A 12,908-nucleotide genomic window follows, 5' to 3' on the forward strand; every position below is an offset into this window, starting at 1 on the left:
TCGTCTGTGGGCACGGTACTCCCCTTCCGCCCGTCGGAAAATGACCGGTGGCCGACACATTGCCGCGTGTCCGAAACGTGGGACGCCCGGCCGCTGGCCAGGTCAGCCGACCCGGCGGGCGTGCACCGTGGCGAGCCACCAGATGTGCGCCGCCGTCCACACTGCCACCCCGGCGACGATGCCGAGGCAGAGCGGGATCAACCCCGCCCAACCGGTCGACGCCACGGTCACCAGGACGACACCCAACAGGGTGAACTTCAGCACGTAGAGCCCCACGCCGAGCGGCAGCAGCAACTGCGGGTTGATTCGGTCCGCCCGTGCCAGCACCACCGTCGTGAGGGTGTAGCTGAGCACCGTCACGCCCACCCCGGCCGCCGCGCCGAGCGCGGCCGTCACGCCACCCGTCACCCCGCCCACCACGGCCGCGACCACGGCCAGCGCCGCCGACGCGGCCAGCAGCACCGGGAGGTGCCGCAACCGCCACCGTCCGTCGGTCTCGGCCTCGACCACCCCGGGCTCAGCCACGGGGGTACGCCGGGAAAGCCGCGACCAGTTCGGCCACCTCCGCGCCGACCGCGGTCAGCGCGTCGGCGCCACCCGGTTCACCCGGGTCCGTGCGTACCGCCCGCGCGATCAGGGCGGCCACCTGCCGCAGCTCGCCCTCCCGCATGCCCTGCGTGGTGACGCTCGGCGTGCCCACCCGGATACCCGAGGCCACCAGCGGCGGCTGCGGGTCGTACGGGATGGCGTTCTTGTTCAGGGTGATCGAGGCGGCGTCGCAGCGACGCTCGGCCTCGGCGCCGGTCACCCCCAGCTCCCGCAGGTCGATCAGCGCGAGGTGGGTGTCGGTGCCACCGGAGACCGGGCGCATGCCCTCGTCGGCCAGCCCGGCGGCGAGCGCCTGCGCGTTGCGGACCACCTGGGCGGCGTACGTCTGGAACTCGGGCTGGGCCGCCTCGCGCAGCGCGACCGCCTTGGCCGCGACCGCGTGCATCAGCGGACCACCCTGGGTGAACGGGAAGACCGCCTTGTCGATCCGCTGGGCCAGCGACTCGCGGCAGAGGATCATGCCACCCCGGGGACCGCGCAGCACCTTGTGGGTGGTGGCGCAGACGACGTCGGCATACGGCACCGGCGACGGGATCGCCCGACCGGCCACCAGGCCGATGAAGTGCGCGGCGTCCACCATCAGGTACGCACCGACCTCGTCGGCGATCTCCCGGAACCGCGCGAAGTCGATCAGCCGGGGGTACGCGGTGGCCCCACAGATGATCAGCTTGGGCCGGTGCGCGCGGGCCAGGTCGCGGACCTCGTCGTAGTCGATCAGCTCGGTGTCCGGCCGGACCGGGTAACCCACCGGGTGGAACCACTTGCCGGAGAAGTTCACCCGGCTGCCGTGGGTGAGGTGCCCACCGTGCGGCAGGTCCATCGCCAGGACCGTGTCCCCCGGCTGCACCAGCGCGGCGTACGCGGCCAGGTTGGCGCTCGCACCGGAGTGCGGCTGGAGGTTGGCGTGCTCCGCCCCGAACAGCTCCTTGGCCCGGGCGATGGCGATCTCCTCGGCCCGGTCCACCTCGGCACAGCCGCCGTAGTAACGCCGACCCGGGTAGCCCTCGGCGTACTTGTTGGTCAACGTCGAGCCGAGTGCGGCCAGCACCGCCGGTGAGGTCAGGTTCTCGCTCGCGATGAGTTGCAGACCACCCCGCAACCGGTCCAACTCTCCGAGGACCACCCCGGCGATCTCCGGATCGGTAGCCTCGAGCTGGGCGAAATCCGGCCCCCAGAAGGTGGAACTCTGGCCGGTTTCGGCTTGCCTGGATGCTGCAATCACGGTGCGAAGTCTAGCCTCGTCCTTTAGCAGCTAGCGCCCCTGGCACGACCGCGAGCCGAACACCACGCGGGCACCAGCGCTGGGTGGATCGACTGCGGTCGGATCGTCCGGGCGGCTCTGCGGATGGACGAGCTCAAGACTCCAGGAACAATCTGGAGCGTGGCGTCAACGCGTTTTCGCAATGACGCTTCCCCGATCGCGAGATCGGCAACACACGTCAGGGACGCCTTCGCCAGGAAGTACCGTCCACGGCCCTTGGCTTCGTACACGACCATGGCGATGGCACCGGCGGCAAATAGCGTCAACTTCGACCCACGTCTACGGGTCTTGAATCTGCAGGTCAGCGGGGCCCTGGTGGAGTGAAGGCCGATGTTGCTCGCGATGACGCCCGGAAACCGGGGTAGCGCGCCTCGTACGACATCGGTAACGTTCGAGGTGTCCGGAGTTCAGAGGAACGGGGAAAACCTTGAACAAGACCATCGCTCGAGCTGCACTCGTTGCCACTTTTGCGGGCGCAGCACTCGCCACTGTCGCGACGCCTGCTTTCGCCGGCGCCAAGCCCAGCTGCGTTTCAGTCGACGTGCGGAGCTTCAACCACGTCATCATGTACAACAACTGCTCAAGCAGCCAGAAGCTCAAGGTGGTGTGGAGCTACGCCCGCGATTCGGGTTGCTTCACCGTCGCAGCCGGCGGCTCGAAGGACGTCAACGCCTACAACCAGCCGCTCGCCCAGTACGACAAGGTCGTAACCTGCTGATCAGGCCAAGCATTGGTGGCGGGTGCCAGCTTTCCCGCAGGCACCCGCCACCCTGGCGTATTGGCGGCGGAATACTTGAAGCCGCCCACAAAGCTGCGCCGCACCGCACTTCCCGGGCACGGCATCGGATCGCGCTCAAGACGACTCAGGGTCGCATAGATCGTAGCCATACCGCGTGAGACGGTATCCCTAGCACCGCGCGGCTCATTTCATTTGCTTATCTGACCTGAAGGTTGCGATTGGCGGATGGCCGGGCAATTCCGGATCGCACGATCGAGCGTACAAACGAAATGCAGGATTCCACCTTCGGCATCAGAGTCGTGGGTGGCAACACGGCGTCCCACTTAGAAAAGTCACCGCACGACGCTTCAATGAGCATGCCTGAACCGAAAAATGCGCGAGCCAGCTCTGCTTGATGTGCAAGAATGGTGGCACTTCGGATTCCAGAACCGCATGCACGAATTTAGGGATAATGAAGGCTGACGGCAAGCCGGCCGGTGCGGTGTCGCGACAGGTGAAGACTCCGGGAGCAGTGCAACTGCGAGCGCGGCCAGCACCGCCGGTGAGGTCAGGTTCTCGCTCGCGATCAGTTGCAGGCCACCCCGCAACCGGTCCAACTCGCCGAGGACCACCCCGGCGATCTCCGGATCGGTGGCCCTGAGCTTGGCGAAATCCGGCCCCCAGAAGGTGCTCGTCGCGGTCTCCACAGCAAACGAGTCCAGGGGGCCGCACACTGGGAGCCGTGAGATGCCTCGTCACCGGAGCCACCGGATACATCGGCGGGCGGCTGACGCCGCTGCTGCTCGCCGATGGGCACACCGTCCGCTGCCTGGCCCGCAAGGCCGTCCGCCTACGTGACGTGCCGTGGGCGTCGGCGGCCGAGATCGTCGAGGGCGACCTGAGCCGGCCGGAGACGCTGCCCGCCGCGTTCGCCGACGTCGACGTTGCGTACTTCCTGGTGCACTCGCTCGGTCGGGAGGACTTCGAGGCGGCCGACCGGACGGCGGCGACGAACTTCGCGGCGGCGGCCCGCGCGGCCGGCGTACGCCGGATCGTCTACCTCGGTGGTCCGGAGCCGGCGGCCGACGCCGAGGTCCCGTCGCCGCACCTGCGGTCCCGGGCCGAGGTGGGCCGGATCCTGCTCGGCAGCGGCGTGCCCACGGCGGTGCTGCGCGCTGCGGTGATCATCGGCTCCGGCTCGGCGTCGTTCGAGATGCTGCGCTACCTGACCGAACGGCTGCCCGCCATGGTCACGCCACGGTGGGTCCGTAACCGGATCCAGCCGATCGCGGTCCGCGACGTGCTGCGCTACCTGGCCGGCTGCGCCACCCTGCCGCCCGAGGTCAACCGCGGCTTCGACATCGGCGGACCGGACGTGCTGACCTTCCGCGACATGATGCAGCGCTACGCCCGGGTGGCCGAGTTACGGCGACGGATCATCGTCCCGGTCCGGCCCCTCACGCCGTCGCTCTCGTCGCACTGGGTCGGCCTCATCACCCCGGTGCCGAACAAGATCGCCCGGCCGCTGGTGGAGAGCCTGATCCACGAGGCCGTGGCCCACGAACACGACATCGCCCGGTACGTGCCCGACCCGCCGGGCGGCCTCACCGGCTTCGACGAGGCGGTGGCGTTGGCCCTGGCCAAGGTGCGCGACGCCCAGGTGGAGACCCGCTGGTCCACCGCGAGCGGCCCCGACGCGCCCGCCGAGCCGCTGCCCAGCGACCCGGACTGGTCCGGCGGCACCGTGTACACGGACATGCGGGAACGGGCGGTGGACGCGTCGCCAGCGGCGCTCTGGCGGGTCATCGAGGGTGTGGGCGGCGAGCACGGCTGGTACTCGTTCCCGCTCGCCTGGTCCGTACGCGGCTGGCTGGACCGGCTGGTCGGCGGTGTGGGACTGCGGCGGGGCCGGCGCGACCCGCACCGCCTCCAGGTCGGCGAGGCGCTGGATTTCTGGCGGGTCGAGGAGATCGTTCCAGGCGAGCTGTTGCGGCTGCGCGCGGAGATGCGACTGCCCGGCCGCGCCTGGCTGGAGATGCGGGCGCTGCCGGCCGACGACGGCCGCAGCCGCTACCAGCAACGTGCCGTATTCCTCCCCCGCGGCCTGGCCGGACACGCCTACTGGGGCTCGGTGACCCCGTTCCACGCCGTGATCTTCGGCGGCATGGCCCGCAACATAGCCCGCAACGCCGAACAAACCCCCTAACAGCCCCCCGCTCCCGCTCCCGCCCCCGCCGATCTTGCACTTTGTGTTGGCGGTTTGCGGCCTTGGCACCCTAAGTCCCCGCAGAAAGTGCAAGATCGGCGCGGCGGGGGGCGCGGCGGGGACCGGCGTGGCGGGCGGGGGTGGGGGTGGGGGGTGGGGTTAGTTGGTGGTGCGGGCGGGGGTTACTTGGAAGGCGGCGCGTTCGCTGGGCGGGACGAAGTCGCGTACGGGCTGGTCGCGGAGGGCCACGCCGAGCACCTGGCCGACCCCGGTCACCATCTGGGCCTGCACGGCCTGACCGACCGCGTCGCGCGGATCGTCCGGGTTGGCCGCCATGGAGGCGACCACCAACTGCGGGGTGAAGGCCACCACCGTCTCCGTCTCGTACCGCTCGGAACTGCCGGTCTTGCCGGCCACCGGGCGGCCCAGCCGGGATCGCAGATCAGGTGCCGTGGCGCCGTCGCACCGCCCGTACATCGACTGGTCGCCCACCGGGCAGCGGGCCGCGTCCGCCGCCGCCCGGGCCACGTCGGTGTCGAGTACCTGCCGACAGTCCGGCTTCGCGGCATCCACCGGGCGGCCGGCCGAGTCGCTGATCGAGACCACCGGCAGCGGCGCGCACCACGTCCCCTCCGCGGCCACCGTGGCGTACGCCGTGGCCAGGTCCAGCGGGGTCGTCGCCGCCACGCCCAGGGTGAACGGCCCCCAGTCCTTCGCGCCGTAGCGGGCCAGCCGCTCGTCGGAGTCGGCCCGCAGCACGATGCCCAGCCGCTCGGCCATCTCGACCACCCGGTCGGCGCCGACCCGCTCGGTCAGCCAGGCGAAGTAGGTGTTCACCGACCGGCCGAACGCGGTCCACATCGTGCGGAGGCCATCCATCGACGAAGGGCTGGCGTTCGCCGGGCACCAGCGACCGTCACAGCTACCCGCGCCGGTGGCCGGGAAGCGGGTGAGCAGTTGCGTCGGCGCCGTGAACTCGGTCGACAGCGGCATGCCGGATTCCAGGGCCGCCAGCATGGTGAAGAGCTTGAACGTCGAACCGGCCTGGTAGCCGTCGATGGCCCCACCACCGGCCACGAGTTGGTTGACCGTGTTCGGGTGGTTCTTCTGCCCAACCGGGTTGTCCTGGACGCTGTAGCTGCGGTTCACCGACATCGCCAGCACCCGGCCGGTGCCGGGCTGCACCACAGCGGTGGGTACCGCCCGCGCCTCGGTGGGCCGGTAGATGCGCAGGACCTGCTCGGTGGTGGCCTGCTGTACGGCCGGATCCAGCGACGAGACGATGGAGAACCCGCCCCGGCGCAGCGTGCGCTGCCGTTCGTCGGCGCTCGAACCGAACGCTGACTGGCTGCTCCACCAGCGGGTGAACCAGTCGCAGAAGAAACCCCAGTCCGTGTGCCCGTCGGGTACCCCGGTGCAGTCGTTCGGCGTCTCGCTGGGCCGCAACTGCAGCGGCTCGGCCTGTGCCGCCGCCGCCGCGTCGGCGGGAACCCGACCCGTCTCGACCAGGCGTTCCAGCACGTACGCCCGTCGACGCAGGGCGCTGTCGGCGTCCCCGTGGATCGGGTCGTCGCTGTCCGGCGACCGGACCAGACCGGCCAACAGGGCGGCCTGGGGCAGGGTCAACTCCGCCGGCGAGACGGAGAAGTAGCGCTTGCTGGCGGCCCCGATCCCGTACGCACCGGCGCCGAAGTAGGCGATGTTGAGGTAGCGGGTGAGGATGTCCTCCTTGCTGAGCTCCCGCTCCAACGCCAGCGCGTACCGCATCTCCTGGAGCTTGCGGGCGGTGGTGACCTCGGTGGCCGCCTGGCGCTGGCGCTCGGTGAGCCGGGGGTCGCTGCTGAGCACGTTGCGGACGTACTGCATGGTCAGCGTGGAGGCGCCCTGCCGGGTCTTGCCGTCGCGCTTGTTCACCGTGAAGGCGCGCACCACACCGCGCAGGTCCACCCCGCTGTGCTGGTAGAACCGGACGTCCTCGGCGGCCACGATGGCCTCGCGCATCACCGGGGCGACCTCGTGCAGCGGGACGTCCACCCGGTCCTCCTGGTAGAAGGACGTGATCAGGGTGGTGCCGTCGTTGGCGTAGAGGTTGGAGCGCTGCGCCGTGGGCGGCGTACGGAGCGTGTTGGGCAGCTCCGAGTAGGGCGTGCTGAGGGCGCTGAAACCGATCCCGAAGACCAGGGCGGCGGGCAGGGCGGCACCGGCCAGCACCAGTCCGGCCAGCACGCCGGCGATCACCACGGTCAGCAGTTTGTCGAGTCGGGCCCGGATCATCAGCTCTCCCCGCAGGAGCCGGTCACGCTAGGACCCGTTCAGAATGACCCGGAACGCCCCTTTCGCCCCTGGTTTTCCCCAAACCCGGAGGAAACTCGCAGGACGCTCAGGGCAGCAACGCGGCGGCCAGCGGGTGGACCGTCTCCTCGATCTCGTCGGCGACCCTGGTGAAACACTGGTCGCCGCGACCCCAGGGATCGTCGAGATCGTCGGTGGGCAGCGCCGAGGCGCCCAGTCGTTCGTCGTGCGCCGCCGTCACCAGGGCCACACCTCGCGCGTACACCGCCTCCGGGGTGACCTCGGCCGCCGGCAGCGCGGTGAGATCCACCGCGGCCAACAACCGACCGAACTCACCCAGCACGAAGGTGCGGGCCGCCGCGTCCGGGCGGAGCGCCACCACGTACTCCTGCTGGTCGGCGGTCGCCGTCAGGACCAGATCGGCGGCGTCGATGTGGTCCGAGCGCAGCTTGCGCGCCGCGAACCCGTCGACGTCACCGCCACGGTCGATGACCTGCCGAGCCGCCGGCGGGTTCATCTCCTCGCCCGCGTGCCAGCCACCGGTGCCGGCGCTGTGGCTGTGCAGCAACTCCTCGGCCGTGGCCGGGTCCTGCGAACGCCGCGCCAACCGTTCCCGCACCGCGAGGGCGAGCAGCCGCTCGGCCATGGGCGAGCGACAGATGTTGCCCATGCAGACGTGCAGGACGGTGAACGGGGGCACTCAGGCCCCCTGGATGTCGAGGAGGTCCGGTACCACGTCGCGCAGCTTCTCCAACGGGATCGCGCCGGCCCGCAGCAACTGCGGCACCTCGCCGGTCAGGTCCACGATCGTGCTCGGCACCGGATCGGGACAGGGCCCGGCCTCCAGGTAGGCGCGCACCGAGTAGCTGAGCTGGTCGCGCGCCTCCTCGGCGGTCACCGCCGCCGGCTGGCCCGTCTTGTTGGCCGAGGAGACCGCCATCGGGCCCGTCTCGCGCAGCACCTCCAGCGCCACCGGGTGCAGCGGCATCCGCACCGCCACCGTGCCGGTCTTGTCGCCCAGGTCCCACTGGAGGCTCGGCGAGTGCTCGACCACGATCGTCAGCGCGCCCGGCCAGAACGCCTCCACCAGGTCCCGCGCCGCCGAGGGCAGCGAGAAGACCAGGCCGTCCAGGGTGTGCCGCGAACCGATCAGCACCGGCGGCGGCATCTGCCGACCCCGACCCTTCGCGTCCAGCAGCGCCTTGACCGCGTACGGGGTGAACGCGTCCGCGCCGATCCCGTAGACGGTGTCCGTCGGAAGGACGACCAGTTCGCCGTTCTTGACCGCCTCGATGGCCGCAGCGATGCCGCGGTCCCGATCGGCGGGCGATCGGCAGTCGTAAAGCATCACGGGGAGTCAGTCTGCCACGCCGGCCCGGACCCGGTGTGCTGGCCGTCCGCCCGTCGGGACGCGGTGGCGTACCGGGGGCGACCGGTGAGGTCCGGATGCTCCGCGACGGCGTCGAACCGGCCGTCGCGGACCAACAACTCCGGCACCGCCACGCCATGTGTGTCGTCGTGCTCGACCCCGAGCACACCCCCGGGTCGCAGCAGCGCCGCTGCCCGGTCGATCACCGGCCGGATCACCACCAGGCCGTCGGCGCCTCCGAAGACCGCCTCCGCCGGATCGTGCGCGGCCACCTCCGGCGGCACCACCACGTCGACCGGCACGTACGGCGGATTGCAGAGCAGCACGTCCACCCGACCCACCAGGTCGGCGAGCAGGTCGGGCGCGGTCACGTCGGCCTCGACCACCTCGATCGGCCGGTCGCCCGCCGCCGCCCGCTCGGCCGCGTTGCGACGCAGCCACGCCAGCGCCTCCGGGGACCGCTCCACCGCGACCACCCGCGCTCCCGGCAGCTCCTGCGCCACCGCCAACGCGATCGCGCCGGTGCCGCTGCACAGGTCCACCACCAGCGGCTCGGATCTGCCCCGCCCCTGCTCGACACCCCATCCGGCCAGCAACTCCGTCTCCGGGCGGGGCACGAAGACGCCCGGACCGACCGCCAGCTCCAGGTGCCGAAAACCCGCCCGACCCGTCAGGTGCTGCAACGGCTCCCGGCCGGCGCGACGCCCGACCAGGTCGTCCAGTCGGGCCAGTTGCGCGTCGTCCAGGTCGTCGGCGAGGACCAGCCGACCCCGGGGCACGTCCAGCACGTACGCCGTCAGCAACTCGGCCTCCACGCGCGCGGGCCCCACGCCGGCCGCGGCGAGTACGCGGGCCGCCCGGGCCACCGCGGCGGACGGACGGGTACGACCTGTCCCTTCGGGGGGGTGTTGCGGCAGAGTGGTCACACGATAATCATGGGGCGTCGCGGGGTGACGCCACGAACGGGTGCGTCGAGGCGCACACGACAGGAGGTTGTGGGTGGGCTGGCTCGACCGGGTCCATGACCAGGTTGACACTCTCTCGCACGCCCGCGCTTTGCAGGAAGCAAGTCGCTCCGCGGAGTCGTACACCCTGTTGGAGCGTGTGATCCGCACCACGTCGGACCCTGCGGCCCGCGCGGACGCCATGGTCCAGCGTCTCTCCGCCTTGATCAATCTCGGCCGGACGGCGGAGTTCACCCGGGCCATCGAGGAGGCGTCGGCGGCCGTCCGTGACCTCGCCGAGCCCTACCTGCACGGGCACCTCAACGCGCTGGCCGCGCTCGCCGCCCACCACCAGGGCGCGCTGGACCGCTGCGTCACCCACCTCGTCAAGGCAGCGCGGGCCCTGAACGCCGTGGACGACCCGGACCGGGACACCGCCTGGGGCTGGCACGACCTGGCGATGGCCTACAGCTACCTCAGCTTCCACGGGTACGCCCTGGGCGCGATCGAACGCGCACGGCAGCTCGGGTTGACCGCCGGGATTCCGGAGGAGGCGTTCGCCGCGCCGGGCATCCGGCTGCGCAACGCCGTGGCGCTGGACCACAACGGTGACAGCGACGGTTGCCTGCGCGTGCTGCGGGACGTGGCGGCCGACCTGGCCCAGTTCGTGCAGAGCGGCCGGGCCGGGCGACTACGTCCCAGCAGCCTCGCCGCGTACGGGTACTCGGCGGCCCGGCAGGCCGCGCTCGGCGACACCCTGGAACCGATCGGGGACGCCGTCCCGTCCCGGCTGCTCACCCACGGCGGTGACAGCGCCCGCGCGCGGGACCTGCGGCAACTCGGCATGGTCTGCCTGGCCGTCGCGGACGGTCGGCCCATCGAGGCGGTCGCCCGGCTGGACACCATCCGGGTGTCCACCGAGACGCTCGGGGCGGCCGAGCCGGCCCGGCTGCGCAGCATCGCGCTCGCCCGCGCCGGCGACCATGTCGCGGCCCACCGGGCGGACCGGCTGGCGTTCCGGCTCGCCGCCCAGCGCAACGACCGGCTGCGCGACGTCTACATCGACGGCATCGCCGCCCGGATCGACCACGAGGAGATGCGCCGGGAGGCGGCACGGTACGAGGGTGAGGCGTTGACCGACCCGCTCACCGGCCTACCGAACCGGCGTCGTCTGGAGCGGTACATCACCGCCGTCGTCACCCGGGGCGAGCGGGTCGTCATTGGCGTCTGCGACCTGGACGGCTTCAAGGCGGTCAACACCCGGCACGGCCACCACTCCGGTGACCTGGTGCTGCAACGCATCGCCGGGGTGATCAACCGGGTGATGCGCCGGGGAGACTTCGTGGCCCGCTACGGCGGCGACGAGTTCGTCGTGGTGCTCCCGGACACGGGGATGGCCGAGGCCGCCGAGGTGGCCCGCCGGATCGAGGCAGCGGTACGCAACGAGGACTGGGAGTCGCTGGTGCCCGGCACTCCGGTCGGGGTGAGCATCGGCTTCGCCGAGGTATCCGGCGGTAGCGGGCTACGCGACGCGCTCAGCGTCGCCTTCGAGCAGGCCGACCGGGAGATGCTGCGCGCGAAGTCCCGCCCCCGCGCGAGCTGACCCCCGCCCCCGTTTCGGGTCGATCATGGACTTGTGGTGCCGCACAAAGTGCTCTAGACGGGACAATCCACCCACCACGACTCCATGATCGACAAGGGACCGGCGGGCGGACGGTCAGCGGCGGGTCAGTTCCGTGTCGCCGGCCAGGCGGGCGGCGCGGTCGGCCTCCGCGAGGGCGTCCAGGACACCGTCCAGGTCGCCGGCGAGCGCCAGGTCCAGGTTGTACGCGGTGTAGCCGATCCGGTGGTCGGTGATCCGGTTCTGCGGGAAGTTGTAGGTGCGGATGCGCTCCGAGCGGTCCACGGTGCGTACCTGCGCCTTGCGGGCGTCCGAGGCGGCGGCGTCGGCCTGCTCCTGGGCGGCGGCGAGCAGCCGCGCCCGCAGGATCCGCATCGCCTGCTCCCGGTTCTGCAACTGGGACTTCTCGTTCTGGCAGGAGACCACGATGCCGGTCGGTACGTGCGTGATCCGTACCGCCGAGTCGGTCGTGTTCACCGACTGGCCGCCCGGCCCGGACGACCGGAACACGTCGATGCGCAGGTCGTTCTGGTCGATGGTGACGTCGACGTCCTCGGCCTCCGGCAGCACCAGCACCCCGGCCGCGCTGGTGTGGATCCGGCCCTGCGACTCGGTCACCGGAACGCGCTGCACCCGGTGCACGCCGCCCTCCCACTTGAGCCGCGACCAGACACCGTTCCCGCCGTCCGGCACACCCTTGGTCTTGATCGACAGCGACACGTCCTTGACCCCGCCGAGGTCGGAATCCTGCGCGTCGATCACCTCGGTGACCCAGCCGTGCCGCTCGGCGTACCGGGTGTACATCCGCAGCAGGTCACCGGCGAACAGCGCCGACTCCTCGCCGCCCTCACCGGCCTTGATCTCGACGATCACGTCCTTGGCGTCGTGCGGGTCACGCGGGATGAGCAACTCGGCGAGGCGCTCCTCCAGGGCCGGCAGGGACGACGCGATGGAGTCCGCCTCGGCGGCGAACGACGGGTCCTCGTCGGCCAGCTCGCGGGCCGCGGCCAGATCGGCGCGGGCCTGCTCCAGCTCACCGGCGGCCTTGTGCAGCGGCACCAGCTCGGCGTACCGGCGACCCACCCGGCGCGCGGTGGCCTGGTCGGCGTGGATGGCCGGGTCGGCCAACCGCTTCTCCAGCTCCGCGTACTCGTCGAGGAGTCCGGCCAGACGCTCGCTGCTCATGCTGCGGATGCTCCTTCGACGACGCGGCACCGGGAGGGCCGAGGGTGTTGGCGGGCGAAACGCGGACGGCGCCCGTGTCCGGTACGAAACCGGACACGGGCGCCGAACGGGGAGTTACTTGGCCTTCTTGGCCTGAACCTTGGCGTACTTCTGCTGGAACTTCGCGACCCGACCGGCGGTGTCGAGAACGCGCTGCTTACCGGTGTAGAACGGGTGGCAGGCGCTGCAGGTCTCGACGTGGATCGCGCCGCCCTTGGCGGTGCTGCGGGTCGTGAACGTGTTACCGCAGGAGCAGCTGACCTCGGTGGTCACGTACTCCGGGTGGATGTTTGCCTTCATCTCGCCTCGGTCCTCTCGTTGGTGGTCGCCGGGTCGCCGTCATCACTCGTCGCGCCGTACGCGACGGGCTCGGGCGTGAACCGGAACCGGTGTGGCCGATTGACCAGTGTGCCATGGGCCTGAGCCGGCCCGGCAAGCGGGCCGCACACCTCGTCCGGCATCGTCAACACAGGTCTCCCTGTCCGCATTCCCGCCGTCCGGGCGGGCATTCGTCCGGGCCGGCGCGTGCCCGCCCGGAGCACGGCTGTGCCCTCACCGACCCCACCAGCCTCCCCTTCGCCACCGTGTGGCGCGCAGACGGGGTGGGACGGGGTGACGTCCGGCTGAGGCGGGGAACGAGAAGAGGCGCGGCCGTAACGGCCAC

11 protein-coding genes and 1 pseudogene are annotated in these 12,908 nt (G+C 71.2%); 3 read left to right on the forward strand and 9 right to left on the reverse strand.

The window, feature by feature from the left end:
• Positions 1–102: 102 nt before the first annotated feature.
• Both ACN269_RS14275 and glyA read right to left on the reverse strand, forming a co-directional pair.
• Entirely contained in the window at positions 103–525 is a 423-nt protein-coding gene (locus ACN269_RS14275; protein WP_421472912.1) for a hypothetical protein, read from the reverse strand.
• Entirely contained in the window at positions 518–1,831 is a 1,314-nt protein-coding gene (gene glyA, locus ACN269_RS14280) for a serine hydroxymethyltransferase (protein ID WP_421472913.1), read from the reverse strand. The genes ACN269_RS14275 and glyA overlap by 8 nt, the downstream gene beginning before the upstream one ends.
• A 466-nt stretch (positions 1,832–2,297) precedes the next feature.
• Here glyA and ACN269_RS14285 point away from each other — a divergent pair, with 466 nt between their 5' ends.
• Positions 2,298–2,588 (forward strand): hypothetical protein, encoded by a 291-nt coding sequence (locus ACN269_RS14285; protein WP_421472914.1) that lies wholly within the window; start codon positions 2,298–2,300, stop codon positions 2,586–2,588.
• Between the two features lie 530 nt (positions 2,589–3,118).
• Here the strand turns inward: ACN269_RS14285 and ACN269_RS14290 are convergent.
• Positions 3,119–3,295 (reverse strand): annotated as a pseudogene (locus ACN269_RS14290) (serine hydroxymethyltransferase); the annotation flags it as partial.
• Positions 3,296–3,330: 35 nt separating this feature from the next.
• Here ACN269_RS14290 and ACN269_RS14295 point away from each other — a divergent pair.
• Positions 3,331–4,794, forward strand: a complete 1,464-nt coding sequence (locus ACN269_RS14295) for an SDR family oxidoreductase (protein WP_421472915.1) — start codon at positions 3,331–3,333, stop codon at positions 4,792–4,794.
• Between the two features lie 159 nt (positions 4,795–4,953).
• Here ACN269_RS14295 and ACN269_RS14300 read toward each other — a convergent pair whose 3' ends face one another.
• The 4 genes from ACN269_RS14300 to prmC form a co-directional block, all read right to left on the reverse strand.
• Complete coding sequence (locus ACN269_RS14300) at positions 4,954–7,068, reverse strand: transglycosylase domain-containing protein (protein WP_421472916.1); 2,115 nt, start codon at positions 7,066–7,068, stop codon at positions 4,954–4,956.
• A 106-nt stretch (positions 7,069–7,174) separates the two neighbouring features.
• Positions 7,175–7,786, reverse strand: coding sequence for a phosphotyrosine protein phosphatase (locus ACN269_RS14305; protein WP_421472917.1), 612 nt, complete (start codon positions 7,784–7,786; stop codon positions 7,175–7,177).
• A complete protein-coding gene (locus ACN269_RS14310; protein ID WP_421476341.1) occupies positions 7,787–8,434 on the reverse strand; it encodes an L-threonylcarbamoyladenylate synthase in 648 nt (215 codons plus the stop codon).
• Positions 8,434–9,381 (reverse strand): peptide chain release factor N(5)-glutamine methyltransferase, encoded by a 948-nt coding sequence (gene prmC, locus ACN269_RS14315; RefSeq protein WP_421472918.1) that lies wholly within the window; start codon positions 9,379–9,381, stop codon positions 8,434–8,436. The genes ACN269_RS14310 and prmC overlap by 1 nt, the downstream gene beginning before the upstream one ends.
• A 73-nt stretch (positions 9,382–9,454) precedes the next feature.
• On the opposite strand from prmC, the gene ACN269_RS14320 reads away from it, so the two are divergent.
• Positions 9,455–11,002 (forward strand): diguanylate cyclase domain-containing protein, encoded by a 1,548-nt coding sequence (locus ACN269_RS14320; RefSeq protein ID WP_421472919.1) that lies wholly within the window; start codon positions 9,455–9,457, stop codon positions 11,000–11,002.
• Between the two features lie 114 nt (positions 11,003–11,116).
• On the opposite strand, the gene prfA is transcribed toward ACN269_RS14320, so the two are convergent.
• Positions 11,117–12,205, reverse strand: coding sequence for a peptide chain release factor 1 (gene prfA, locus ACN269_RS14325; protein WP_421472920.1), 1,089 nt, complete (start codon positions 12,203–12,205; stop codon positions 11,117–11,119).
• A 114-nt stretch (positions 12,206–12,319) separates the two neighbouring features.
• Entirely contained in the window at positions 12,320–12,544 is a 225-nt protein-coding gene (rpmE, locus tag ACN269_RS14330; RefSeq protein WP_007464546.1) for a 50S ribosomal protein L31, read from the reverse strand.
• Between the last annotated feature and the right edge of the window lie 364 nt (positions 12,545–12,908).

The sequence above is a fragment of the Micromonospora sp. WMMD736 genome, assembly GCF_049179015.1.
Classification (GTDB): Bacteria; Actinomycetota; Actinomycetes; order Mycobacteriales; family Micromonosporaceae; genus Micromonospora.